This is a genomic window from Streptomyces mabaensis (genome assembly GCF_053763515.1).
In genome coordinates, this window is record NZ_JBSOPZ010000049.1 from 18343 (window position 1) to 41926 (window position 23584).

22 protein-coding genes are annotated in these 23584 nt (G+C 72.2%); 14 read left to right on the top strand and 8 right to left on the bottom strand.

What is annotated here, in order from left to right:
• The first annotated feature begins 154 nt into the window (after positions 1 to 154).
• The 3 genes from ACWV17_RS30765 (at position 155) to thpR (ACWV17_RS30775) (ending at position 2567) form a co-directional block, all read left to right on the top strand.
• Positions 155 to 592, top strand: coding sequence for a MarR family winged helix-turn-helix transcriptional regulator (locus ACWV17_RS30765; RefSeq protein ID WP_455351095.1), 438 nt, complete (start codon positions 155 to 157; stop codon positions 590 to 592).
• Between the two features lie 63 nt (positions 593 to 655).
• Positions 656 to 1972, top strand: coding sequence for an MFS transporter (locus tag ACWV17_RS30770; RefSeq protein WP_455362258.1), 1317 nt, complete (start codon positions 656 to 658; stop codon positions 1970 to 1972).
• A 31-nt stretch (positions 1973 to 2003) separates the two neighbouring features.
• Positions 2004 to 2567, top strand: a complete 564-nt coding sequence (gene thpR / locus ACWV17_RS30775) for an RNA 2',3'-cyclic phosphodiesterase (RefSeq protein WP_455362259.1) — start codon at positions 2004 to 2006, stop codon at positions 2565 to 2567.
• A 108-nt stretch (positions 2568 to 2675) separates the two neighbouring features.
• Here the strand turns inward: thpR (ACWV17_RS30775) and thpR (ACWV17_RS30780) are convergent, their stop codons facing one another.
• The 3 genes from thpR (ACWV17_RS30780) to ACWV17_RS30790 all read right to left on the bottom strand — a co-directional run bounded on the left by thpR (ACWV17_RS30780) (position 2676) and on the right by ACWV17_RS30790 (position 5088).
• On the bottom strand, positions 2676 to 3239 hold the full coding sequence (thpR, locus tag ACWV17_RS30780; protein WP_455362259.1) for an RNA 2',3'-cyclic phosphodiesterase: 564 nt from the start codon (positions 3237 to 3239) through the stop codon (positions 2676 to 2678).
• A 31-nt stretch (positions 3240 to 3270) separates the two neighbouring features.
• Positions 3271 to 4587, bottom strand: a complete 1317-nt coding sequence (locus ACWV17_RS30785; RefSeq protein ID WP_455362258.1) for an MFS transporter — start codon at positions 4585 to 4587, stop codon at positions 3271 to 3273.
• A 63-nt stretch (positions 4588 to 4650) separates the two neighbouring features.
• Complete coding sequence (locus tag ACWV17_RS30790; protein ID WP_455351095.1) at positions 4651 to 5088, bottom strand: MarR family winged helix-turn-helix transcriptional regulator; 438 nt, start codon at positions 5086 to 5088, stop codon at positions 4651 to 4653.
• A gap of 157 nt (positions 5089 to 5245) precedes the next feature.
• On the opposite strand from ACWV17_RS30790, the gene ACWV17_RS30795 reads away from it, so the two are divergent.
• Positions 5246 to 5428: a ribbon-helix-helix protein, CopG family gene (locus ACWV17_RS30795; protein ID WP_455351094.1), complete on the top strand. Its 183-nt coding sequence runs from the start codon at positions 5246 to 5248 to the stop codon at positions 5426 to 5428.
• Between the two features lie 20 nt (positions 5429 to 5448).
• On the opposite strand, the gene ACWV17_RS30800 is transcribed toward ACWV17_RS30795, so the two are convergent.
• Positions 5449 to 6921 carry an NCS2 family permease gene (locus tag ACWV17_RS30800; RefSeq protein WP_455362257.1) on the bottom strand — a complete coding sequence of 491 codons (1473 nt, stop codon included), beginning with the start codon at positions 6919 to 6921 and terminating at the stop codon, positions 5449 to 5451.
• Between the two features lie 174 nt (positions 6922 to 7095).
• Between ACWV17_RS30800 and ACWV17_RS30805 the strand changes: the two genes are divergently transcribed.
• Positions 7096 to 7365 (top strand): DUF2530 domain-containing protein, encoded by a 270-nt coding sequence (locus ACWV17_RS30805; RefSeq protein ID WP_455362256.1) that lies wholly within the window; start codon positions 7096 to 7098, stop codon positions 7363 to 7365.
• Positions 7366 to 7585: 220 nt separating this feature from the next.
• Positions 7586 to 10024: an HAD-IC family P-type ATPase gene (locus ACWV17_RS30810; protein ID WP_455362255.1), complete on the top strand. Its 2439-nt coding sequence runs from the start codon at positions 7586 to 7588 to the stop codon at positions 10022 to 10024.
• A gap of 13 nt (positions 10025 to 10037) precedes the next feature.
• Here the strand turns inward: ACWV17_RS30810 and ACWV17_RS30815 are convergent, their stop codons facing one another.
• Both ACWV17_RS30815 and ACWV17_RS30820 read right to left on the bottom strand, forming a co-directional pair.
• On the bottom strand, positions 10038 to 13175 hold the full coding sequence (locus ACWV17_RS30815; RefSeq protein ID WP_455362254.1) for a sacsin N-terminal ATP-binding-like domain-containing protein: 3138 nt from the start codon (positions 13173 to 13175) through the stop codon (positions 10038 to 10040).
• Positions 13176 to 14064: 889 nt separating this feature from the next.
• The gene (locus ACWV17_RS30820) at positions 14065 to 14991 is read right to left on the bottom strand and encodes a DUF3027 domain-containing protein (RefSeq protein WP_455351089.1); all 927 of its coding nucleotides are present in this window, start codon (positions 14989 to 14991) and stop codon (positions 14065 to 14067) included.
• 362 nt (positions 14992 to 15353) lie between these two features.
• Here ACWV17_RS30820 and ACWV17_RS30825 point away from each other — a divergent pair, with 362 nt between their 5' ends.
• Genes ACWV17_RS30825 through ACWV17_RS30840 form a run of 4 tightly spaced genes read left to right on the top strand, consistent with a single transcriptional unit; the run spans position 15354 to position 18834 of the window.
• Complete coding sequence (locus tag ACWV17_RS30825; protein WP_455362253.1) at positions 15354 to 16736, top strand: MFS transporter; 1383 nt, start codon at positions 15354 to 15356, stop codon at positions 16734 to 16736.
• A 27-nt stretch (positions 16737 to 16763) separates the two neighbouring features.
• Positions 16764 to 17276, top strand: coding sequence for a DUF2771 domain-containing protein (locus ACWV17_RS30830; RefSeq protein WP_455362252.1), 513 nt, complete (start codon positions 16764 to 16766; stop codon positions 17274 to 17276).
• Positions 17277 to 17282: 6 nt separating this feature from the next.
• Entirely contained in the window at positions 17283 to 17960 is a 678-nt protein-coding gene (locus tag ACWV17_RS30835) for a futalosine hydrolase (protein WP_455362260.1), read from the top strand.
• On the top strand, positions 17953 to 18834 hold the full coding sequence (locus ACWV17_RS30840) for a 1,4-dihydroxy-6-naphthoate synthase (protein ID WP_455362251.1): 882 nt from the start codon (positions 17953 to 17955) through the stop codon (positions 18832 to 18834). The genes ACWV17_RS30835 and ACWV17_RS30840 overlap by 8 nt, the downstream gene beginning before the upstream one ends.
• Before the next feature lie 78 nt (positions 18835 to 18912).
• On the opposite strand, the gene ACWV17_RS30845 is transcribed toward ACWV17_RS30840, so the two are convergent.
• Positions 18913 to 19296 carry a cold-shock protein gene (locus ACWV17_RS30845; RefSeq protein WP_355825214.1) on the bottom strand — a complete coding sequence of 128 codons (384 nt, stop codon included), beginning with the start codon at positions 19294 to 19296 and terminating at the stop codon, positions 18913 to 18915.
• Positions 19297 to 19490: 194 nt separating this feature from the next.
• Between ACWV17_RS30845 and ACWV17_RS30850 the strand changes: the two genes are divergently transcribed.
• Positions 19491 to 19811 (top strand): hypothetical protein, encoded by a 321-nt coding sequence (locus ACWV17_RS30850; RefSeq protein WP_455362250.1) that lies wholly within the window; start codon positions 19491 to 19493, stop codon positions 19809 to 19811.
• Here ACWV17_RS30850 and ACWV17_RS30855 read toward each other — a convergent pair.
• A complete protein-coding gene (locus ACWV17_RS30855) occupies positions 19718 to 20488 on the bottom strand; it encodes an HAD family hydrolase (protein WP_455362249.1) in 771 nt (256 codons plus the stop codon). The genes ACWV17_RS30850 and ACWV17_RS30855 overlap by 94 nt on opposite strands.
• Before the next feature lie 720 nt (positions 20489 to 21208).
• Here ACWV17_RS30855 and ACWV17_RS30860 point away from each other — a divergent pair.
• The 3 genes from ACWV17_RS30860 to ACWV17_RS30870 all read left to right on the top strand — a co-directional run bounded on the left by ACWV17_RS30860 (position 21209) and on the right by ACWV17_RS30870 (position 23160).
• Positions 21209 to 21544 carry an ArsR/SmtB family transcription factor gene (locus ACWV17_RS30860; protein ID WP_455362248.1) on the top strand — a complete coding sequence of 112 codons (336 nt, stop codon included), beginning with the start codon at positions 21209 to 21211 and terminating at the stop codon, positions 21542 to 21544.
• Entirely contained in the window at positions 21544 to 22254 is a 711-nt protein-coding gene (locus ACWV17_RS30865; RefSeq protein ID WP_455362247.1) for a cation transporter, read from the top strand. Before ACWV17_RS30860 ends, ACWV17_RS30865 begins: the two co-directional genes overlap by 1 nt.
• 90 nt (positions 22255 to 22344) lie before the next feature.
• Positions 22345 to 23160, top strand: a complete 816-nt coding sequence (locus ACWV17_RS30870; RefSeq protein WP_455362246.1) for a sulfite exporter TauE/SafE family protein — start codon at positions 22345 to 22347, stop codon at positions 23158 to 23160.
• Positions 23161 to 23584 lie beyond the last annotated feature (424 nt).

Consider the following 23584-nt stretch of genomic DNA (forward strand, 5'->3'; position numbering starts at 1 on the left):
GACAGGGTCGGGGCAGAGCCGCGGCCGGTGCGTCACTTTCCGCTGCCCTCTCACTCGTACGGGTGACACGTGACGCACCCCGTGCGGTGCCCCCGGATGGGCTGCCTCGATATGAGGTGGTACTTAGCATGGGTAATGAGTTACGCTAAGGAACATGCCGGACCTCTCCCATGGCGACGACGCCGCCGCCGTGAACTCCCTGCGCTCCGCCGTGATGCGGCTGGGGCGCCGCCTGAAGCATCAGCGAGTCGACGAATCGCTGAGCCCGACCGAGATGTCGGTGCTCGGCACCCTCGCCCGCTGCGGCTCGGCCACCCCCGGTGAGCTGGCCCGCAAGGAGCACGTACAGCCGCCGTCGATGACCCGCATCGTGGCGCTGCTGGAGGCCAAGGGGCTGGTCAGGCTGGAGCCGCACCCGGACGACCGCCGCCAGAAGGTGGTCACCCAGACCGAGACGGCCGAGGCGATGCTCGAGGAGAGCCGCCGCAAGCGCAACGCCTATCTGGCCGAGCTCGCGGCCGAGCTCGACGACGAGGAGTGGGCCAAGCTGCGCGCGGCCGCTCCGGTACTCGAGAAACTCGCGCACCTGTAATCGCCCGTCACCCTTATCCACAGGCACCACCACCTGCCACCAACCGCAAGGAGGCGAACACTTTTGCGTACGGGACACGGAGCAGACTCCGCACCCGCACCCGCCCCTACCACCATGTTCAGCTCGCTGAAGATCCGTAACTACCGGCTCTTCGCCACCGGCCAGGTCGTGTCCAACACCGGCACCTGGATGCAGCGCATCGCCCAGGACTGGCTCGTACTGACCCTGACCGGATCCGCGTCCGCCGTCGGTATCACCATCGCGCTGCAGTTCCTGCCGATGCTGCTCTTCGGCCTGTACGGCGGAGTCCTCGCCGACCGCCTGCCCAAGCGGCGGCTGCTGCTGGTCACCCAGTCCGCGATGGGCCTGACCGGCCTCGCGCTGGCCGTGCTCACCCTCAGCGGGCACGTCCAGGTCTGGCATGTCTACCTCACCGCGTTCGCCCTCGGCCTCGTCACGGTCGTCGACAACCCGGCCCGCCAGTCCTTCGTCTCCGAGATGGTCGGACCGGCGCAGCTGGCCAACGCGGTCAGCCTGAATTCAGCCAACTTCCAGTCCGCCCGGCTGGTCGGGCCCGCAGTCGCCGGTGTGCTCATCACCGCCGTCGGCAGCGGCTACGCCTTCCTGCTCAACGGGCTGTCCTTCCTCGCACCCCTCGTGGGCCTGCTGATGATGCGTAGCTCCGAGCTGCACAAGGTCGAGCGCGCGCCGCGCGGCAAGGGGCAGCTGCGGGAAGGGCTGCGCTATGTCGCCGGCCGTCCCGAACTGGTCTGGCCGATCGTGCTGGTCGGCTTCGTCGGCACCTTCGGCTTCAACTTCCCGATCTGGCTGTCCGCGTTCGTCGACGACGTCTTCCACGGCGACGCCGGCACGTACGGCCTGCTCAACACCCTGATGGCGGCCGGCTCCCTGGCCGGCGCGCTGCTCGCCGCCCGGCGCGGGACCTCCCGGCTGCGGCTGCTGGTCGGCGCCGCCGTGCTCTTCGGCGTACTGGAGATGGTGACCGCCCTCGCGCCGTCCTTCTGGCTGTTCGCGGCGCTCATGGTGCCGATCGGGATGTTCGGCCTGACGGTCAACGTCACGGCGAACTCCAGCGTCCAGATGGCGACCGATCCCGCGATGCGGGGCCGGGTGATGAGCCTGTTCATGATGGTCTTCACCGGCGGTACGCCGCTGGGCGCCCCGCTGGTCGGCTGGATCACCGACACGTACGGGGCCCGGACCGGCTTCGCCGCGGGCGGCGCGGTCTCCGCGCTGGCCGCCGTCGGCGTCGGCGTGATGCTCTGCCGCGTCGGGGGCCTGCGCCTGCGGATCGACCTGCGCCGCGGACGCCGGCACGTGGCGTTCGTACCGCGAGAGCAGTTGACGACGGCGGCGTGAGGGCCTCCCGCGTGCGCGGCATACTCGCGCCATGAGACTCTTCGCCGCCGTACTGCCACCGGACGCCGCACTGGCCGAACTCGCCGTGGCCGTCGACCGGTTGCACGCCCTTCCCGGCGCGGACCGGCTGCGCTGGACCGGGCGGGACGGCTGGCACTTCACGCTGGCCTTCATGGGCGAGGTCGAGGACCGGCTGCTGCCCGAGCTGCGCGAACGACTCGGGCGGGCGGCCCACCGCACCGAACCCTTCCCGCTGCGTCTCCACGGCGGCGGGCGGTTCGGCGGCCGCGCCTTGTGGGCCGGGGCCGCGGGCGGGATCGACGCCATGCGGCTGCTCGCGGAGCGCGCGGACGCGGCGGCCCGGCGGGCGGGCGTCCCGATGGACGGGCACCGGCGCTACACGCCGCACCTGACCGTCGCGCGCAGCCGTACGGACGCGGACCTGCGGCCGTTCGCCGAGGCGCTGGGCGGTCTCGAGGGGGCGCCGTGGGACGTGACCGAACTCTGCCTCGTACGGAGCAACCTGCCGGTGAGCGGGGTGCGGGGAGAGCGGCCGCGCTACGAGGTGGTGGAGGCCTGGCCGCTGGCCGGCTGAGTGCGGCCGGCCGAGTGCGGCCGGCTGAGGAGTGTGCCGGGCCACGGGTGACGGCCGTCACCCGTGGCCCGGCACACTCCTCAGCCGGCCGCACTCGGCCGGCCGCACTCAGCCGGCCAGCGGCCAGGCCTCCACCACCTCGTAGCGCGGCCGCTCTCCCCGCACCCCGCTCACCGGCAGGTTGCTCCGTACGAGGCAGAGTTCGGTCACGTCCCACGGCGCCCCCTCGAGACCGCCCAGCGCCTCGGCGAACGGCCGCAGGTCCGCGTCCGTACGGCTGCGCGCGACGGTCAGGTGCGGCGTGTAGCGCCGGTGCCCGTCCATCGGGACGCCCGCCCGCCGGGCCGCCGCGTCCGCGCGCTCCGCGAGCAGCCGCATGGCGTCGATCCCGCCCGCGGCCCCGGCCCACAAGGCGCGGCCGCCGAACCGCCCGCCGCCGTGGAGACGCAGCGGGAAGGGTTCGGTGCGGTGGGCCGCCCGCCCGAGTCGTTCGCGCAGCTCGGGCAGCAGCCGGTCCTCGACCTCGCCCATGAAGGCCAGCGTGAAGTGCCAGCCGTCCCGCCCGGTCCAGCGCAGCCGGTCCGCGCCGGGAAGGGCGTGCAACCGGTCGACGGCCACGGCGAGTTCGGCCAGTGCGGCGTCCGGTGGCAGTACGGCGGCGAAGAGTCTCATGGCGCGAGTATGCCGCGCACGCGGGAGGCCCTCACGCCGCCGTCGTCAACTGCTCTCGCGGTACGAACGCCACGTGCCGGCGTCCGCGGCGCAGGTCGATCCGCAGGCGCAGGCCCCCGACGCGGCAGAGCATCACGCCGACGCCGACGGCGGCCAGCGCGGAGACCGCGCCGCCCGCGGCGAAGCCGGTCCGGGCCCCGTACGTGTCGGTGATCCAGCCGACCAGCGGGGCGCCCAGCGGCGTACCGCCGGTGAAGACCATCATGAACAGGCTCATCACCCGGCCCCGCATCGCGGGATCGGTCGCCATCTGGACGCTGGAGTTCGCCGTGACGTTGACCGTCAGGCCGAACATCCCGATCGGCACCATGAGCGCCGCGAACAGCCAGAAGGACGGCGCGAGGGCGGTCACCATCTCCAGTACGCCGAAGAGCACGGCGGCGCCGACCAGCAGCCGCAGCCGGGAGGTCCCGCGCCGGGCGGCGAGCAGCGCGCCGGCCAGGGAGCCGGCCGCCATCAGGGTGTTGAGCAGGCCGTACGTGCCGGCGTCGCCGTGGAAGACGTCGTCGACGAACGCGGACAGCCAGATCGGGAAGTTGAAGCCGAAGGTGCCGACGAAGCCGACCAGCACGATCGGCCAGACCAGTTCGGGACGGCCGGCGACATAGCGCAGCCCTTCCCGCAGCTGCCCCTTGCCGCGCGGCGCGCGCTCGACCTTGTGCAGCTCGGAGCTACGCATCATCAGCAGGCCCACGAGGGGTGCGAGGAAGGACAGCCCGTTGAGCAGGAAGGCGTAGCCGCTGCCGACGGCGGTGATGAGCACACCGGCGACTGCGGGCCCGACCAGCCGGGCGGACTGGAAGTTGGCTGAATTCAGGCTGACCGCGTTGGCCAGCTGCGCCGGTCCGACCATCTCGGAGACGAAGGACTGGCGGGCCGGGTTGTCGACGACCGTGACGAGGCCGAGGGCGAACGCGGTGAGGTAGACATGCCAGACCTGGACGTGCCCGCTGAGGGTGAGCACGGCCAGCGCGAGGCCGGTCAGGCCCATCGCGGACTGGGTGACCAGCAGCAGCCGCCGCTTGGGCAGGCGGTCGGCGAGGACTCCGCCGTACAGGCCGAAGAGCAGCATCGGCAGGAACTGCAGCGCGATGGTGATACCGACGGCGGACGCGGATCCGGTCAGGGTCAGTACGAGCCAGTCCTGGGCGATGCGCTGCATCCAGGTGCCGGTGTTGGACACGACCTGGCCGGTGGCGAAGAGCCGGTAGTTACGGATCTTCAGCGAGCTGAACATGGTGGTAGGGGCGGGTGCGGGTGCGGAGTCTGCTCCGTGTCCCGTACGCAAAAGTGTTCGCCTCCTTGCGGTTGGTGGCAGGTGGTGGTGCCTGTGGATAAGGGTGACGGGCGATTACAGGTGCGCGAGTTTCTCGAGTACCGGAGCGGCCGCGCGCAGCTTGGCCCACTCCTCGTCGTCGAGCTCGGCCGCGAGCTCGGCCAGATAGGCGTTGCGCTTGCGGCGGCTCTCCTCGAGCATCGCCTCGGCCGTCTCGGTCTGGGTGACCACCTTCTGGCGGCGGTCGTCCGGGTGCGGCTCCAGCCTGACCAGCCCCTTGGCCTCCAGCAGCGCCACGATGCGGGTCATCGACGGCGGCTGTACGTGCTCCTTGCGGGCCAGCTCACCGGGGGTGGCCGAGCCGCAGCGGGCGAGGGTGCCGAGCACCGACATCTCGGTCGGGCTCAGCGATTCGTCGACTCGCTGATGCTTCAGGCGGCGCCCCAGCCGCATCACGGCGGAGCGCAGGGAGTTCACGGCGGCGGCGTCGTCGCCATGGGAGAGGTCCGGCATGTTCCTTAGCGTAACTCATTACCCATGCTAAGTACCACCTCATATCGAGGCAGCCCATCCGGGGGCACCGCACGGGGTGCGTCACGTGTCACCCGTACGAGTGAGAGGGCAGCGGAAAGTGACGCACCGGCCGCGGCTCTGCCCCGACCCTGTCGGCATGGGGACAGACGTGCTCAGCCTGCGGATAGACGGTGACCTGCTGGACCGGCTCCGGCAGCATGCGGCCAAACGCGGAATGAGCGTCCAGGACTACGTGGTCCGGACGCTCATTCGCGACGACTTCGACGAGCGCTTCAAGACGGCGGTCGACGCGACGGAGAAGTTCTACGGGCGTACGTAGGTACGCGGCACACCAGGGGCTTACGTGAGGCCGAGCGCCGGCATCGCGTAGAAGAAGACGAACACCGCCGACACCGCGTACATCGCCGCCGGCACCTCGCGCCCGCGCCCCGCCGCCAGCCTCAGCACGCAGAAGCTGATGAAGCCGATGCCGATGCCGTTGGTGATCGAGTACGTGAACGGCATCATCACCATCGCCAGGAAGGCCGGCACGGCGATCGTGAAGTCGCTCCAGTCGATGTCCCGGACGGAACCGGCCAGGATCAGGAAGCCGACCGCCAGCAGGGCGGGGGTCGCCGCCTGGGACGGGACCATCGTCGCGAGCGGCGTGAGGAACAGCGCCGCCGCGAAGAGACCGCCGGTCACGACGCTCGCGAGGCCCGTACGGGCGCCCTCGCCGACGCCTGCCGTGGACTCCACGAAGCAGGTGTTGGCGGAGGAGGAGGTCGCGCCGCCGGCCGCCACCGCGATGCCGTCCACGATCAGGACCTTGTTGATGCCCGGGAAGTCGCCCTTCTTGTCCATCAGCTTGGCCTCGTCGCCGACGCCGAGGATCGTGCCCATCGCGTCGAAGAAGCAGGACAGCAGCACGGTGAAGACGAACAGCGCGCCGGTCAGGTAGCCGACCTTCGCGAAGCCGCCGAACAGGCTGACCTCGCCGACCAGGCCGAAGTCGGGGGCGGCAACCGGGTTGCCCGGCCACTCCGGCACGGTCAGGCCCCAGGCCTGGCCCGGCAGACCGGCCACGAGCTGGATGACGACCGCGACGACCGTCATCACGACGATGGAGATCAGGATCGCGCCCGGCACCTTGCGGATGATCAGCGCCAGGGTGAGCAGCGTGCCGAGGACGAAGACCAGCACCGGCCAGCCGCCCAGGTGCCCGGCGGCGCCGAGCTGAAGCGGCACGGTGGTGTGGGCGGCGTCCGGGATGCGGGAGACGAAGCCGGAGTCCACCAGGCCGATCAGCATGATGAAGAGGCCGATACCGATCGCGATGCCCTTGCGCAGGCCGAGCGGTACGGCGTTCATCACGCGCTCCCGCAGGCCGGTGGCAACCAGCAGCATCACCACGAAGCCGGCGAGCACGACCATGCCCATCGCGTCCGGCCAGCTCATCCGGGGTGCGAGCTGGAGGGCGACGACCGTGTTGACGCCGAGGCCCGCCGCCAGGGCGATGGGCACGTTGCCGATGACGCCCATCAGGAGGGTGGAGAAGGCGGCCGTGAGCACGGTGGCGGTGACCAGCTGGCCGCCGTCGAGCTGATGCCCGTACATGTCCTTCGCGCTGCCGAGGATGATCGGGTTCAGCACGATGATGTAGGCCATCGCGAAGAAGGTGGCGAAACCGCCGCGGACCTCACGGGCGACGGTGGAACCGCGCTCGGAGATCTTGAAGAAGCGGTCGAGGCCGCCGGGACCGTCGGGCCGCTGCGGCTGTGGCTGTGGCTGTGGCTGTTTGGCGTCCACAGGAGCGGTGGCCGTGGGGGACATGCGAAACCTCGTCGGTGGTTCTTGGGGTGTTCGTACGAACAAAACCGGTCGGACGCAAACCGTTTCAGTATGAACAGATAAAAGGAGAAAGTGTTATCTCCGCGCGTAGACCGCGCTTGACCACCGGATCCCGGGGACCACGAAGCCCCTCGGCCCGGCACCTAGACTGTCCGCATGGCGAAGTGGACCCCGAAGCACGAGGCGCCGGAGCCCCTGGAGGGGCCGGTCGTCAGCACCATCACCGGAGGAACGATCCTCTGGTTCGTTCTCTTCGTCGTCCAGCTCCCCTTCTACGGCTGGTTCGAGGACCGCGACCTGCTCTGGTGGGTGTGGACCTGCGCCGCCGGCGGCGGCCTCGGGCTGATCGGCATCTGGTACGTCCGCAGGCGCGACAAGGCACTCAAGCGCGCCAAGGCGAACCCGCCCACCCACAACGCCCCCTAGGGGGTGGCCGGCCGATCATGCCGGGCTCCCGTCGTCTGGCACGCACATCTGCCGCGTTGGCCAAATCCACCCATAGCTCCGCTATGGCCGAATCCGGCCGCCTTGCAGCTGCACGCACCAGACGCCGCTCGCTGATCCGGCCTGATCGACCGGACACCCCCTAGCTCGTCTCCGCGCCTTCGGCGGGTGAAGCCGCCCCCGCCGCCGTACCGTCGAAGGCATGACCATCGACGCCGGATCCGAACTCGACCCGGTACATCCCATGCGGCTGCCGGTGCGGCACCGGCCGACCGGGCTCACCACCGCGGAGGTGGCCGAACGGGTCGCCCGCGGCGAGGTCAACGACGTCCCCGTCCGCTCCTCGCGCTCCACCGCCGACATCGTCCGCGGCAACGTCTTCACCCGCTTCAACGCGATCATCGGCGTCCTCTGGGTGATCATGCTGATCGTCGCGCCGATCCAGGACAGCCTCTTCGGCTTCGTCATCATCGCCAACACCGGCATCGGCATCATCCAGGAGCTGCGCGCTAAGAAGACGCTGGACAGTCTCGCCCTCATCGGAGAGGCCAGACCCACCGTCCGCCGCGACGGCGTGGCCTGCGAGGTCTCCACCTCCGAGATCGTCCTCGGCGACCTGGTCGAACTCGGGCCCGGTGACAAGGTCGTCGTGGACGGCGAGGTCGCCGAGGCCGACGGCCTGGAGATCGACGAGTCCCTCCTCACCGGCGAGGCCGACCCCGTGCTGAAACGGCGCGGCGACCAGGTCATGTCCGGCAGTTTCGTCGTCGCCGGGGGCGGCGGCTTCACCGCCACCAAGGTCGGCCGCGAGGCGTACGCCGCCCAGCTGGCCGAAGAGGCCTCCCGCTTCACGCTGGTCCACTCCGAGCTGCGCAGCGGTATCAGCACCATCCTCAAGTACGTGACCTGGATGATGGTCCCGACCGCCATCGGCCTGATCATCAGCCAGCTGGTCGTCAAGGAGACCGACTTCAAGGGGTCCGTCGCGCGGACCGTCGGCGGCATCGTCCCGATGATCCCCGAGGGCCTGGTCCTCCTCACCTCGGTCGCCTTCGCCATCGGCGTGATCCGGCTGGGCCGCAAGCAGTGCCTGGTGCAGGAGCTGCCCGCGATCGAGGGCCTGGCCCGGGTGGACGTGGTGTGCCTGGACAAGACCGGCACGCTCACCGAGGGCGGCATGGACGTCACCGAGCTGCGGCTGCTCGGCACCGCGGCCGCGGGCGGCCGGGACACCGGAGGACAGAGCCCCGACGAGCCGTACGTACGTCAGGTACTGGGCGCCCTCGGCGAGTCCGACCCACGCCCCAACGCCAGCCTCCAGGCGATCATCAACGCCTACCCGGACAGCGAGACCTGGCGCTGCACCGAGTCCCTGCCCTTCTCCTCCGCGCGCAAGTACAGCGGCGCCAGCTTCAGCGAGGGCAACGGCGAGAACTCCACCTGGCTGCTCGGCGCCCCGGACGTCCTGCTGTCGGCGGACGACCCGGCCCTCGCCGAGATCGACCACCTCAACGCACAGGGCCTGCGGGTCCTGCTCCTCGCCCGCACCGTCCGCGAACTCGACGATCCGCAGGTCGTGACCGGGGCGCGGGCCACCGCCCTGGTCGTCCTCGAACAGCGGCTGCGGCCCGACGCGGCCGACACACTGCGCTACTTCGACGAGCAACGCGTCCACGCCAAAGTCATCTCCGGCGACAACGCGGTCTCGGTGAGCGCGGTCGCCGGAAAGCTTGGCCTCTCCGGCGCCGCGAACACCGTCGACGCCCGCCGCCTGCCCGCCGAACGGGCCGAGATGGCCGCGGCCCTCGACGACAACGCCGTCTTCGGCCGGGTCACCCCGCAGCAGAAGCGGGACATGGTCGGCGCGCTCCAGTCACGCGGTCACACGGTCGCGATGACCGGCGACGGCGTCAACGACGTCCTCGCGCTCAAGGACGCCGACATCGGCGTCTCGATGGGCTCCGGGTCGGAGGCGACCAAGGCCGTCGCCCAGATCGTCCTGCTCAACAACAGCTTCGCGACCCTGCCGTCGGTCGTCGCGGAGGGCCGCCGGGTGATCGGCAACATCACCCGGGTCGCCACCCTCTTCCTGACCAAGACGGTCTACTCGGTGCTGCTGGCCATCCTGGTGGTGTGCTGGCAGGTCGAGTACCCCTTCCTGCCCCGCCATCTGACCCTGCTGTCCACCCTCACCATCGGGGTGCCGGCATTCTTCCTCGCGCTCGCCCCCAACAAGGAGCGCGCCAGACCGCACTTCGTACGCCGGGTCATGCGGTACGCCATCCCGGCCGGCGTCATCGCCGCCACGGCCACCTTCGGCACGTATCTGCTGGCCCGCAGCCACTACAGCGGCCCGGGCGCGCTCGACGCCGAGACCAGCGCAGCCACCCTCACGCTGTTCCTGGTCTCCATCTGGGTCCTGGCGATCATCGCCCGCCCGTACACGTGGTGGCGCGTCGGCCTGGTCGCGACGATGGGCGGGTGCTTCCTGATCGTCCTGATCGTGCCCTGGCTTCAGCACTTCTTCGCCCTGAAGCTGGTGGGCACGACCATGCCCTGGGCGGCGGTGGCCATCGCCGCCACCGCGGCGGCGGTCCTGGAACTGGCCTGGCGCGTGGTGGACCGCCGCTTCCCCGCCTGAGGCCCTGGACGCGTCAGTCGAACCAGCGGTCCCGGGCCAGCTCCTCCGTACGCGACGCGTCCTCCAGCAGGGCCGCCACCTCGAAGCGGCGCGGCCACTGGCCCGCCGCCCAGGCCAGACCCGCCGCCACGCCCTCCAGCGTCGCCGCGTGCAGGACGCCGTCCGGGGTGCGGCGCCAGTCCAGTTCCACGCCGCCGGCGACGAGTTCCTCGTGCTCGTAGTACGAGGTGGGGGTCCCGGGGCCGAGCAGGACACGGACCGCGTCGGGCACCCGGTGCTCCTCGCCCTCCGTCGTCACCTCGGCCGGCACGGTCTCGCCCAGGCGCCTGACCTGGAGCAGTTCGGCCAGGTCGGCGGCCCGGGACGGGGACACCGGCAGCAGCGGTACGCCCGCGGTGAGCGGCAGCAGGTCCGGCGCGTCGGCGATCACCGCGTCCGCCGCGTCGACCACCCGCACCTCGCCGTCCACCACGGCCCGCAGCTCGTCGGGCAGCGTGACCTGGTCCGGGTCGAGATAGGCCAGAGCCCCGTAGAGGGCGTGCAGCTGGCGCGCGGTGACGTGCCGGGAGCCGTCGGCGAGCCGGCCCAGCAGTTCGGCGGCGCCACCGGGCTCGTCGAGAAGGGCGGCCACGGAGGTCCGTACGCCCAGGGCGCGCAGCACCTGCTCGTCCTCAAAGCCGGTCGCGTCCGCCTCGTCGTACAGGCCTGCGAGCAGCGGATCGCCGCCCGCCGCGCGCAGCCCGGCCGGCCGGCGGCCGTCGAGCACCGGGTGGTCGCGCAGCCACCAGGCCGTGTAGGACCGCACCGTCTCGGTGGTCCCGTCCGGCAGCAGCACCCGCACCGGCTGGGTCAGCGCGTCGCGCAGCGGCGGCTGGGCGAGCAGGGCGAGTGCCTGCGGCCAGGCGTCGTCGTCCACCAGATCCAGGTCCCGTACCGCGACGATCTCCGTCGCGACGGGCGGCACCGGGGTCTCCGGCAGCTGGTCGAGCACGTCCTCGCACCACACGTCGACGGCGTCGAGCAGCCCGGCGTCGTCGGGCTCGGCGAAGTCGCCGTCGCGCGGTTCGATTTCGTCCGGGTCCAGTACGACATCGGTGGCGCGGACGAGGGCGAAGTTGCCCAGCACGCCACAGGCGGTCAGCGGTTGAGCACCCCACCGCCGGCCCAACTCGGCATCACACAGCGCGAGTTCTCCTTCTCGCATGATCTTGGCGAACGGGCTGCCGGGCAGCACCAGTTCACCGGCCGGGGCGGGTTCGCCGTCCTCGTCCGGCAGCGCGAGCGCGCCGAGCCACGGCTCGTCGCCGGGCTCCAGACCCGCCTCCCGGACCAGCCCGAGCACGACCTCGGCCAGCTCCTCGGCGTCGAGCGTGTCGTCCTCCCACATCCCGCCGTCGTCGAGCGACGCGGCGACCGCCGCACGCACCTGGGGGGTGGTCAGTACGGCGCGGGCTGTCGCGGGCAGCGCACCCAGCTTCTCCAGCAGCGGGTGAGCGGCGTCGGGGTGGGCGACCTTCAGCCCGAGCCGGGCCAGCTGTTCGCTGTCCGCCGCGTCCGGCAGCGGCAGCAGCACCTGGCGCGGGCCGTTCGCGGTACGCCCTCCCCCAGACTTCGTCCGGGAGGTGCCCCCAGCCAGCGGCACCGGCAGGCCGGCCAGCCGGTCCGGGTCGACGCCGGCCAGCGTCTCGTACAGCCGGTGCCACCACTGCGGCGCGCGCTCCACGCCCGCCAGCCGGTCGATCGCGTCGCCGAGCGGCAGCCGGCCCACGCCGAGCGCGCGCAGCTCGGTGCGGCGCTCCAGCCCGGCGGGCAGCAGCGTCGGCAGTACCTCGGCCAGCACCCGCACCGTGTCGGCGCCGGCGCCCTCCACCACCTCGGCCTCGAACGGCCGCAGCGCGGTCAGCTCCTCCGACGGCGCGGCGGGCGCGAGGAAGGCCACCCGGGTCAGCCGCTTCAGGATCGCGCCGCGCAGGGCGCCGTCCAGCTCGCCCTTGCCGAGCGGCCCGGGCACGAGGTCGATGGTCCCGGTCGAGACCGGATCCCAGTCCCCCAGCAGCTCTGCGTACGCGTCGGCCGCCCGCTCCACCAGGAAGTCGGTCAGCGGGCCGGGCGCGGGGTGCCGGCGGGCGGTGTCGAGCGGCAGCGAGGCGATGAGCAGCGCGGGCACACCCAGCGGCTCGTCGGTGGGCGTCGGAGCGTGCACCACAGCGGCGGTACGCGGATACTCGGGCGCCCCGTCCAGGTCCACGGGCACGGCCCAGGTGACCGCCCACTGCGGGCGCAGCCGCTCCTCGACGGGCCGCCCCACGAGAAGCGCCGGGTCGATAGGGCCGCCGCGCGTCACCGTGCGCCAGCGGTTCGTCACCCCGGCGCTGTCCTCCACATGGACGTACGGCCCCTCCTCCCGGCGGCGGAGCACGCGGGCGCCGTCGGGGGTCTCCACCACCACCTCTTCGAGGCCCGGCAGGGTCAGCAGCAGCGCGTCGTCGATACCGCCGAGCAGCCGCCCGACCAGGTCCTCGGCGCTGCCGTCGCGCAGCGGGAGGATGACGACGGTGTCGTACCCGTCCGGTGCGGTGCCCTCGGCGGGCAGCGGCAGGCGCAGCAGCGGCACGTGCCCGTCGCGGCGCCGCAGCTCGTCCCCGAGGCCGGGGCTGCCCAGGGAGGCCTGCGCGGCCAGCCCGCGCGCCTCGGCGAGCGACCACCGGACGCCGCCGTGCCGTCCCACGACGGCGGGCTCGTCGCTGACGGCCAGTACGGCGGCGAACCCGACGCCGAACCGTCCGACGCTCACGTCCTGCGCGTCGCGCTTGGCGGACGCGCGCAGGGTGCTCAGCGACTCGACGCCGGTCGCGTCGAGCGGCGCGCCGGTGTTGGCGGCGGCCAGCACGGTGGGCTCGCCGGCGGCCCCGGGATGCAGGGTCAGCCGGAGCCGCCCCGGGACGCGGGCCCGGGCGGCAGCGTCAGCGGCGTTCTGCGCCAGCTCGACGACCAGCCGGTCGCGGTAGCCGCCGAGCGCGAGGTCCTCCTCGGCGTTGGCGTCCTCGCGGAAGCGTGCGGGGCTGGCCCCCCACGCGTCGAGCACCCCGCGCCGCAGCCGCGCCGTCCCGAACGGATCGGCCCCGTCGGTCGCCGTCGCCTTTACGCTCACGCCTGGTGCCTCCAATTGTCTGGTGGGCTGAAGGTACCGCGCGAACGCCTACCCGACACACCGCAGCCGAACGTCCAAGCCGCGGAGAATTCCCCTACCGCCCCTCCCCGAACCCGGGGCCAAGCCCCCGGCCCCACCGCGCCGGCTCCGCAACACGAAACACCCCCAACGCGCCGCTCCGCGCGCGAAAACAGGGAGCGCGCCCGCTGTCCGGCACAGAAGCACCGGCCCGCCGCAAGCTGAAGGGGCACCCCACGTGCAGCGCATCCAGCCGGAGCACCCTGGCCTGGGCCGGACGGCCAGGCTGGCCGGCGGGCGCAAGCCCACCTCGCCCGCCCCGGAGGCAAACGGGGCGCGGCCGGACGGAACGCACGGGGCCAAGCCCCCAGCCCAACGCGCCGCTCCGCGCGCGAACAACACGGAGCGCGCCCGCTCCGCGGCAGCCCGCGGACAAGCGAGGCGCGATCGGACGAGGCAAGCCCCACCACACCGCTTCGCGGCGGCCCGAGCGGCCGGCGCCGACGGGAGGGTGGCGGGGTTGGAGGGTGGGGTGTTCGGGACGTGGAAGCGTGATTTGTGGCGCGGGGTTCTGGGCGCCCAATGCGACACCGCTGAACGCGCCGTAAATCATGCAGTCCCGGACGCCCCGCCCGGAGGCCCCGGCGCCCGGCCCTCACCCCTGGCCCGGCAGCCGAACCCCGGCCCCGGGGCCGACGTACCCCTGGGCACGCGCAACGGGCCCCGGGCTGGGCGTCCCCCGGGCAAGCGCAACGGCCGACGTACCCCGGGCCGCACCAACGGCGCCACGCCCGACGTACCCCGACCCGGCCCAACGGCCGCCACGGGCGACGTACCCCGGCCCGGCCCAACGGCCCGCCAGGGCCACGCGCTACGAGTGGCCCAGTTCCCCGTCCGCCGTTTCCGGTTCCTCCGGGACCGATCCGCCGTCCCGGACCGGGCGGAGCGCGAACTCGTCCACCCGCATCGAATCCAGCACCGGCGGCGCCGGCCGCAACGGCTTCGGCATGACCGCCGCCTCCGAGTGCCCACCGCAGCCGTACGCCAGCGACACGACATGCCCGTCCGCCGGACCGAACTCGTTCCCGCAGATACCGAACGCCTGCCCGAGCGACCCGCCCAGCGGCACCAGGAACCCGCACGACACGCACGACGCCGGAGCCGCCTGCGCCATCGGCGTCTTCGCGCCGAAGGACTCGTCCCAGCGGTCGGCCGCCGTGTGCAGCCCGTACCGCGACAGCACCCGCGCCCGGCGCATGCCGAGTTCCGCGGCGACCGCGGCGATCGAGCCCCGCTCCGGGGCGACCGGCAGCGAGGACGGCGGGCCCGCCGTGACCTCGGCGTCCTCCGCCTCCACCAGCTCGAACATCTCGTCCGACACCGCCGCGTTCGGCGGCGGCTCGTCCTCGCCGGAGTAGCCAGGCTCCAGGCGCAGATCCTCCGCCTCGGTGGGCAGCAGGTCACCCGGCCCCATGTCACCGGGACGCAGCCGCTCGCTCCACGGCACCCACTCGGGGGCAAGGAGCGCGTCGGGTCCGGGCAGCAACACCGTTTCGTCGAGGGTGACGATCTTCGCGCGGGAGGCCCGCGCGACCGTCACCGCCCAGCGCCACCCGCGGTAGCCCAGTTCCTTGCACTCGAAGAAGTGGGTGACAACCCGGTCACCCTCCGCGACAGCGGAGACATGTTCGCCCACCACCCCGGGCGCGGCGGCTTCCTCCGCCGCCGCACGGGCGAGGTCGACCGCCTCGGCGCACAGGCGGTCAGGGGTACGGCTTCGCGTCGTCGCTGCACTCACAGGTCTCGCTTCTCTCCTACGCCGTCTCACGAGTGCGCCGGTCCATACAGCCCGGTCCGTACAGCCCGGTCGGTCCATGTCCGTACGTGGCGCGGGCGGAGCGGACCAGAGGGCCGCGTCGACGTCCGCACCCGATCGGCCTCGGGCGCACCTACTGCCATCCATTCTGCGGGATCGCGAAGAGGCGCGCGGCCAAGAGCAACCGCCGGTGGCGCGCTACGCACGCTACCCTCTCCGCCGCCCGTGGCCCACCTGCACGTCCGATTCTCGGGACGGAAGGCGTTCCGAAGGGGTTCGGAAGGGGTTCGGAAGGGGTTCGGAAGGGGTTCCGGCGCGCCGTACACACCCTCGCCCCGGGTCGGTTGGGGCACTATGACGGGGTGGCAGCGGCAAGGTCGTCCGACGACGGAGCCGGCCCGGTCAGCAGAGCCGGGCGGGCGGTCGGCCGCGCCCTCCACCTGCCCTTCACCGGCACGGCCAGGGGCATCCGCCGGGCCACGCACGCCCACGGGGCCGGCGAATCGGGCCTCGGCAAGCTGATCGAACTGCACGCCGTGAACGGCGCGGGCGACATGATGATCACCGTCGCGCTCGCCTCGACGGTCTTCTTCTCCGTACCGACGGACGAGGCACGCGGCCGCGTCGCGCTCTATCTCGCCATCACGATGGCCCCCTTCACCCTCCTCGCGCCCGTCATCGGCCCGCTCTTCGACCGCCTCCCGCACGGCCGCCGCGCCGCGATGGCGGGCGCGATGGCGGCGCGCGCGCTCCTCGCGCTCACCATGTCCGGCGCGATCGCGACCGGCGGGCTGGAGCTCTACCCGGCCGCGCTGGGCGTGCTGGTCGCCTCCAAGTCGTACGGAGTCGTCCGCAGCGCCGTCGTCCCGCGTCTCCTCCCGCCCAAGTTCTCGCTGGTCAAGGCGAACTCCAGAGTGACCCTGGCCGGCCTGGTGGCGACCGGCATCGCCGCCCCGGCCGGCGCGGGGCTGCAGGCCATCGGCCCGCAGTGGCCGCTCTACGGGGCCTTCGTCCTGTTCGCCGCCGGCACGTTCCTGGCCTTCACCCTCCCGCACAAGGTCGACTCGGCGAAGGGCGAGCGGAAGGCCTCGCTCATCACGCACCCCGAGCGCCATCCCCACGGCCGCAAGCCGGGCCTGCGGACGGTCGGCCCGTCCGTGGCGTGCGCGCTGCGCGCGAACGCCGCGTTCCGCGCCCTCTCCGGCTTCCTGATCTTCTTCCTGGCGTTCCTGCTGCGCGAGCATCCGCTCGCCGGCCAGTCCGCCGCCGTCTCGCTGGGCATCGTCGGAGTGTCGGCCGGCGTCGGGAACGCCTGCGGTACGGCGGTCGGTGCCTGGCTCAAGGCCCGAGCCCCCGAAGTGATCATCACCACGGTGCTGACCCTCACTCTGACCGCAGCCGTCACCGCCGCCGCGCTGTTCAGCCCGGTCCTGGTCGCGGTGCTCGGCGCGGCCGCGGGCTTCTCCCAGGCGCTGGCGAAACTGTCGCTGGACGCGCTGATCCAGCGGGACGTACCGGAGGAGGTACGGACCTCCACCTTCGCCCGCTCCGAGACGCTGCTCCAGATGTCGTGGGTAGGGGGCGGAGCCATCGGCATGGCGCTGCCGCTCAACGGAGTCGTGGGCATGTCGGTCGCGGCGGGGCTGATCGGCCTGGGCGCGGCGACCGCCGCACGGGGCCTGCTGGCGGGAGCCCGGCGCGGCACGCCGCACCCCCGCGTGGCGTGAGCGGGACCGAGCGATAGCCTTCCGCACATGACCGCTCCGCTTTTCTCGGGTAAGGGCCGCCGCACCGCCGCCGCCCTCGGCGCCGTGTCCGCCGGACTCCTCGTCCTGTCCGCCTGCGGCGCCAAGCCGACGCCGCTGGCGACCCTTACGGTCGGCACGAGCACCGTGACCGCCGAGGCCGCCTGCCGGGCCGACAACGGCAAGGGGCTCTCGAACGAGAAGCTCCAGGAGTGCCTCGAGGGCCTGAAGACGTCGAAGACCATCCAGTACTCCCCGGGCACGACCCTGCGTATCGGCGTCGAGCCCGAGGTCGTCGAGGACGGCAAGAAGTGGATCGCCGCGCTGGACGGCCAGCCGATCACCGACCAGTCGAACAAGACGTACCGCAGCTTCCCGGGTGTCGACTTCTTCGGCACGGGCGGCCAGGGCGAGCCCGCGAAGAGCCGGAAGATCAGCATCATCCAGTTCTCGGAAAAGGGTCCGAGCAAGGGCAAGGCCGAAGCCGTCTGGAACTTCAAGCTCCAGCGCGACGACAGCTGACGCATGGTGCGTGTGCTGGTGGTGACCGCGGTACCGGCGGAGGCTGAAGCCGTCACCACCGGCCTGAACCACCCGACGGCGGGCCTGAACCACCCGACCGCGTCGCCCGTCGTCTTCGACGTCGTCGCCGTCGGTGCGGGGCCCGCCGCCGCCGCGGCCGGGGCCGCCACCGCCCTCGCCACCACCCCGTACGACCTGGTCGTCTCCGCCGGGATCGGCGGCGGCTTCCAGCCCGCCGCGCCCCCCGGCTCACTCGTCGTCGCGGACGCGATCGTCGCCGCCGACCTGGGCGCCGAGACGCCCGACGGCTACCTCGCCGTCGAGGAACTCGGCTTCGGGCGCTCGGTCCACCTCCCGCCGCCCGGCCTCACCGCCCACGTGGCCCGGGCCCTGGGCGCTCTGATCGCTCCCGTACTCACCGTCTCTACGGTGACCGGCACCGCCGCCCGCGCCGCCGAACTCGCCGCCCGCCACCCGCGCGCCGGGGCCGAGGCGATGGAGGGCTTCGGCGTCGCCGAGGCCGCCGCGGTGCACTCCGTCCCCGTACTCGAAATCCGCGCCATCTCGAACACCGTCGGCCCGCGCGACCGCGCCGCCTGGCGGATCGGCGACGCGCTCGCCGCCCTCACGGAGGGGTTCGGGAAGCTCGTGCCCGTACTGAATGGCTGGGGAGACCATGGATGACGCACAGAGGGCTGCTCCGGAGAAGGCGCTCAAGGACGCGCTGAGGATCGCGTACTCGCCCTGCCCGAACGACACCTTCGTCTTCGACGCCTGGGCCCACGGCCGCATCCCGGGCGCGCCCGCGCTCGACGTCACCTTCGCCGACATCGACATCACCAACGGCATGGCGGAGCGCGGTGAGTTCGACGTCCTCAAGGTCTCGTACGCGGTACTCCCCTGGGTGCTGGACGAGTACGCCCTGCTCCCCTGCGGCGGCGCGCTCGGCCGCGGCTGCGGCCCGCTCGTCCTGACCCGCCAACCCGGCCTCGACCTCACCGGCAAGACGGTCGCGGTACCGAGTGAGCGCTCGACCGCCTACCTCCTCTTCCGCCTCTGGGCGGCCGACACGCTCCCGGGCGACGTCGGCAAGGTCGTAGTGCTGCCCTTCAACGAGATCATGCCCGCCGTACGGGACGGCAGGGTCGACGCCGGACTGGTCATCCACGAGGCGCGCTTCACCTACCAGCAGTACGGACTGCACTGCCTCGCGGACATGGGCGAGCACTGGGAGTCCACCACCCGCCTGCCCATCCCGCTCGGCGCGATCATCGCGAAGCGCTCGCTGGGTGATGCGACGCTGCGCCAACTGGCCGACGCCGCACGCACGTCCGTGCGGATGGCCTGGGACGACCCGGAGGCGTCGCGCCCGTACGTACGTGAACACGCCCAGGAGATGGACCCGTCGGTGGCCGACCAGCACATCGGCCTGTACGTCAACGAGTTCACGGCCGGCCTGGGCGACGCGGGCTATGCGGCGGTCCGCGGGCTCCTCACCCGAGCGGCAGCCGAGGGCCTGGTCCCGCCCCTGCCACCGGACGCACTGAACTTCCCCTGACGCCCGGCGAACGACATGGGCCGGGGGCGGGGTATGCACCCCGCCCCCGGCCCAGCTGCCTCATCGGCCCCGGCCGCGTCACACGTCCAGCTGGTCCGCCACCGCTCGCAGCAGGCCGGCGATCTTCGCTCCGTGGACCTTGTCGGGGTAGCGGCCGCGCTCCAGCATCGGGGTGATGTTCTCCAGGAGCGTCGTCAGGTCCTGGACGATGGAGGCCAGTTCGTCCGGCTTGCGGCGCTGTGCGGCCGCGACCGAGGGGGCCGGGTCGAGGACCGTGACCGAGAGGGCCTGGTCGCCGCGCTGGCCTGCCACGACGCCGAATTCGACACGCTGGCCGGGCTTGAGCGAGTCGACCCCGGCAGGGAGCACCGACGAGTGCACGAAGACGTCGCCGCCGTCGTCGCGGGAGAGAAAGCCGAAGCCCTTCTCACTGTTGAACCACTTGACCTTGCCGGTAGGCACGTCTGTCCTCGTCCTTGTGCTCGTTGGGGTACTGACAAGCCGTAGCCGCGGCACGCCGGAAGCGGCCACGGAAAACGGCTCTGGATAGCACTACAGCGGGTCGTGTGACCCGCCACGTCCAAGGCTAATGGTCCAGGGGCTGGTGACAAGACGTCGCTGGGTGGTTCCTACGCGCAGGGAACTACCCTGGTCGGGTGACTAGCGAAACCCGAACGGACAACGCCGGCGCCGGCGACCGGCTCGTACAGGTCGGCGCGATCGTCTTCTTCATCGGCGCGGTGGCCACTCTGGTCACTGTCGCCCCACTGTTCCTGGGGACGGAGCCGTTCCCCTCCGTCGCCTACGCGGTGTGCATGCTGATGGGGCTCGGCTTCCTGATCGCCGGGGCCGGGGTGCTCCGCTCGATCGCCGCGCAGCGCCGTCAGGCGCGTGCGACCCGCGACGCGGCCGTGGAACCGGCCGTGGGACCGGCTGTGGAACCGGCCGTGGAACCGGCCGTGGGACCGGCTGTGTAGTCCTTCAGCCACTCCGGAAACACCGTCAGGTCGGCCAGCACCACATCCGCGCCCTCGGCGCGCAGTTCCGTCTCGTCGCACGGGCCGGTCGGGACCGCGACCGACAGCGCGCCTGCCGTACGGGCCCCGCGCACGTCGCCGGTGTGGTCGCCGACGTAGACCGTCGCGCCGTGCTCGCGCAGCGCCTCCGCCTTGGCCTCCGCCCACAGCCAGCCGATCACCGCGTCCGGCTCGATGCCGAGGTGCGCCAGGTGGAGCTTGGCGTTCGGCTCGTGCTTGGCGGTGACGACGATCGCCCGGCCGCCGAGCGCCTGCACCGCGGACACGGCCTCGCGCGCACCGGGCATCGCGGGCGTCGGGGCGATGGCGTGTGTGGGATACATCTCGCGGTAGCGGTCGCCCATCGCCTGGATGTGCTCGTCCTCGAACCAGTGCGCCAGCTCCTGTTCGAGCGGCGGGCCCAGCCGCGTGATGGCCAGGTCGGCGTCTATGAACGTCCCGGTCTCGGCGGAAAGCGCCTGGTAGGCGGCCTTGATGCCGGGGCGGGAGTCGATCAGCGTCATATCGAGGTCGAAGCCGACGGTCAGGGGTGCCGTGCCAGGTGTCGTGCCGGGTGTCGGGCTGGGCGTCGTGCTGGGCGTCGTGCTGAGGGTCTTGCCGGATGTCATGCCGGCCATTGTGCCCAGTCGGGGCGCGGAACGGCGGAACGTAGCCTTAGCCAAGCCTTACCAGGACTTGAACTCAAGTTGGATTTGATGTCCGCTGCCGCCCCGCGGGAGCTGCGCCGGCCGGTGGGTTGGGCGCGGTCACTCCGGGATGGGCCGGGCCCCGGCTCAGCGGCCGCAGGCCGGTGGGTGGGTGGCATCCGCGCCCGGGGGCGGGTGGTTCGGGTGGGGGGCCGCCCGGTTGGTGATGATGGCGGTTGCGGGCCGGGCGTCAAGGGCGCTCCCTACGGTCGCGTCGCTGCGCGATGGCCTTCGGCCACCCTGGACTCCCGTCCCTCCACCGCTACTGCTTGTTGGGGGGGGCGGCCCCCGGGGCGGGGCCCGGGGCTGCTTGCCGGTTGGCTCGGGTCCGCTGCCGGCCGCAGGCCGGTGGGCGGTTGCGGGGCGCGGTCTCTCCGGGAGGGGCCCGGCCCCGGCTCAGCGGCCACCGGGTGGTGGGTGATGCGGACCCCGCATGCCGACGGATGTAGTCATACCTCGGCCTGACGGCCGCTCAGAGCCCTGTCCGGGCACTTCCGGGCCTGCCGCACACCAGCAGCTTGGCGATCGACGCGATCGAGCGCGTCGCTGTCCGCCCCGGAGCGTGGGCGACGGTCATCTCGGCGGTGAGCACCTCAAGGTAGGGCGGGTTCAGGATTTCCTGAATTCAAGAATCAGTGTACTGTCTTGTCCATGCTGACCCTCGCCGCCGACCTCGACGCCCTGACCCGCTTCGGCCGCGCGCTGGCCGACCCGATCCGCTGCCGCATCCTGCTCGCGCTGCGCGAGGCTCCGGCCTACCCCGCGGACCTCGCCGATACCCTCGGCATCTCCCGTACCCGGCTGTCCAACCACCTGGCGTGCCTACGCGACTGTGGGCTGGTCGTCGCCGTGCCCGACGGCCGCCGCACCCGCTACGAACTCGCCGACCAGCGCCTCGGACACGCGCTGGACGACCTGCGTTCCGCCGTGGTGGCAGTCGCCGCCGACCGCGCGTGCATCGAGGCGGACGAGAAAGGGTGCTGCTGATGACCGCGATATCCCTCGGCCCGTCCCCGGCCCGCCGCGACGCGCTTACTCGCCGGATACGGCTGCTGGTCGCCGCGACCATCACCTACAACATCATCGAGGCGATCGTCGCCCTCATCGCCGGCACTCTCGCCTCCTCCACCGCGCTCATTGGCTTCGGCCTGGACTCGGTCATCGAGGTCTCCTCCGCTGCCGCGGTCGCCTGGCAGTTCTCCGCCCGCGAGCATGCCGTGCGCGAGGCCCGTGAGAAGACGACCCTGCGGATCATCGCGGTGTCCTTCTTCGCGCTTGCCGCGTACGTCACCGTCGACGCGATCCGGGCGCTGGCCGGCACCGGCGAGGCCGACCGCTCCGTTCCCGGCATCGTCATCGCCGCCCTGTCGCTCGCGGTGATGCCGTTCCTGTCCGCCGCCCAGCGCCGCGCGGGCCGCGAACTCGGCTCTGCCAGCGCGGTCGCCGACTCCAAGCAGACCCTGCTGTGCACCTACCTGTCCGCCGTGCTCCTGGTGGGCCTGGTCCTCAACGCCACCCTCGGCTGGTCCTGGGCCGACCCGATCGCCGCCCTCGTCATCGCCGCCATCGCCGTCAAGGAAGGCCGCGACGCCTGGCAGGGAAAGGGCTGCTGCGCGGATCCGGCCGCCGCGATCCCCACCCAGCGGCAGGAGACGGACGCCTGCGGCTGCCGCCCCGGCTGCGACTGCTGCAACTGAGCGGCCACGTGAGCCAGTACCCGGTGCCTTTCCCCGAAGGTGAGCCTGTGCCATCGCGGGCAGTGCCCGTGACCAGGGAGGATGCCCGCCATGGCCACCGACGAGGACCTCATTCCCGTACGTTCGACGCACTCCATGCCCAGGGTGTTCGCCGCGGGAGCGGCCGTTGGCGTCCTGGGCGGGATGATCGGTCTGGGCGGCGCGGAGTTCCGCCTGCCGCTGCTGATCGGTCTGTTTGGGTTCGCCGCGCTCTCCGCGGTCATCCTGAACAAGGCGATGAGCCTGGTGGTGGTCCTGGTGGCGCTGCCTGCCCGCCTGGCAGCGGTCCCCGCCTCGGAGGTAGCCGCACACTGGCCCATCGCGGTCAACCTGCTGGCAGGAAGCCTGCTGGGCGCCTGGGCCGGCGCCGCCTGGGCAGTGCGGATGCGCAGCTCCACCCTGTACAAGGTGCTGGCGGGGCTGATGGTGCTCATGGCCGCCGCCCTGCTGGTCACGCACAGCACCACCCTGGGGACGCTCGCGCTGCCACTGTGGGCGCAGGTGCCAATCGGTGTGGTGGCCGGCTTCGGCATCGGGGTGGTCGCGGCCATCATGGGCGTAGCCGGGGGCGAGCTGCTGATCCCGACGATCGTGCTGCTGTTCGCGGTGGACATCAAGACGGCGGGGAGCTTGTCGCTGCTGGTATCGCTGCCGACGATGCTGGTGGCCTTCGCCCGCTACAGCCGTGACGGCAGCTTCGCGGTGCTGGGCGCCAGCCTCCGCTTCACCCTGGTCATGATCACGGGCTCAATCGCCGGTGCGGTGCTGGGCGGGCTGCTGCTCGGCGTGTTCTCGGATCTGGTGCTCATCCCCGTGCTGGCCGTGATCCTGCTCGTTTCCGCGGTCAAGCTCGCCCGTCACGACTGACTCTTCGGACGCGGCTCGGATATTCCCCGATGCCGGGGCCTCGTCATTCGAGGTCACGTGCGCTGGCCTTCTGCCTGCTCCTCTCCGGTTGGGCCGGCGAGAGCCGGGCGACGTCCTCGTCCTTGATGTCGTGGCCCTCGGCGCGGAGCTGGGCAATTCCTGTGCCTCAACTACTCACACCGGTTGTTCCAGCACAACAGGCGGCCCTCGGCCGCTTAGCCGAGCCGCGCAGCCCCCGAACCCGGTGCGTGTCTTGCCCTGCCCACCGGGCTGAGGTCACCGACGAAAGCGCGGCCACTGCCGGGGCTCAGGTGGGGCCCCGCTCCCCGGGGCCGCCCGACACTCATCTGCACCAGCGGGACGGGGCGGACAGTCACGGGTGGCCGAAGGCCATCGCGCAGCGACGCGACCGAAGGGAGCGCCC

Coding starts and splice junctions, on each gene's coding strand:
- ACWV17_RS30765 (WP_455351095.1), top strand. CDS start 155: ATGCCGGACCTCTCCCATGGCGACGACGCCGCCGCCGTGAACTCCCTG.
- ACWV17_RS30800 (WP_455362257.1), bottom strand. CDS start 6,921: ATGTCCCCCACGGCCACCGCTCCTGTGGACGCCAAACAGCCACAGCCA.
- thpR (WP_455362259.1), top strand. CDS start 2,004: ATGAGACTCTTCGCCGCCGTACTGCCACCGGACGCCGCACTGGCCGAA.
- ACWV17_RS30870 (WP_455362246.1), top strand. CDS start 22,345: ATGGCCACCGACGAGGACCTCATTCCCGTACGTTCGACGCACTCCATG.
- thpR (WP_455362259.1), bottom strand. CDS start 3,239: ATGAGACTCTTCGCCGCCGTACTGCCACCGGACGCCGCACTGGCCGAA.
- ACWV17_RS30805 (WP_455362256.1), top strand. CDS start 7,096: ATGGCGAAGTGGACCCCGAAGCACGAGGCGCCGGAGCCCCTGGAGGGG.
- ACWV17_RS30790 (WP_455351095.1), bottom strand. CDS start 5,088: ATGCCGGACCTCTCCCATGGCGACGACGCCGCCGCCGTGAACTCCCTG.
- ACWV17_RS30830 (WP_455362252.1), top strand. CDS start 16,764: ATGACCGCTCCGCTTTTCTCGGGTAAGGGCCGCCGCACCGCCGCCGCC.
- ACWV17_RS30840 (WP_455362251.1), top strand. CDS start 17,953: ATGGATGACGCACAGAGGGCTGCTCCGGAGAAGGCGCTCAAGGACGCG.
- ACWV17_RS30860 (WP_455362248.1), top strand. CDS start 21,209: ATGCTGACCCTCGCCGCCGACCTCGACGCCCTGACCCGCTTCGGCCGC.
- ACWV17_RS30865 (WP_455362247.1), top strand. CDS start 21,544: ATGACCGCGATATCCCTCGGCCCGTCCCCGGCCCGCCGCGACGCGCTT.
- ACWV17_RS30855 (WP_455362249.1), bottom strand. CDS start 20,488: ATGGCCGGCATGACATCCGGCAAGACCCTCAGCACGACGCCCAGCACG.
- ACWV17_RS30795 (WP_455351094.1), top strand. CDS start 5,246: ATGGGGACAGACGTGCTCAGCCTGCGGATAGACGGTGACCTGCTGGAC.
- ACWV17_RS30810 (WP_455362255.1), top strand. CDS start 7,586: ATGACCATCGACGCCGGATCCGAACTCGACCCGGTACATCCCATGCGG.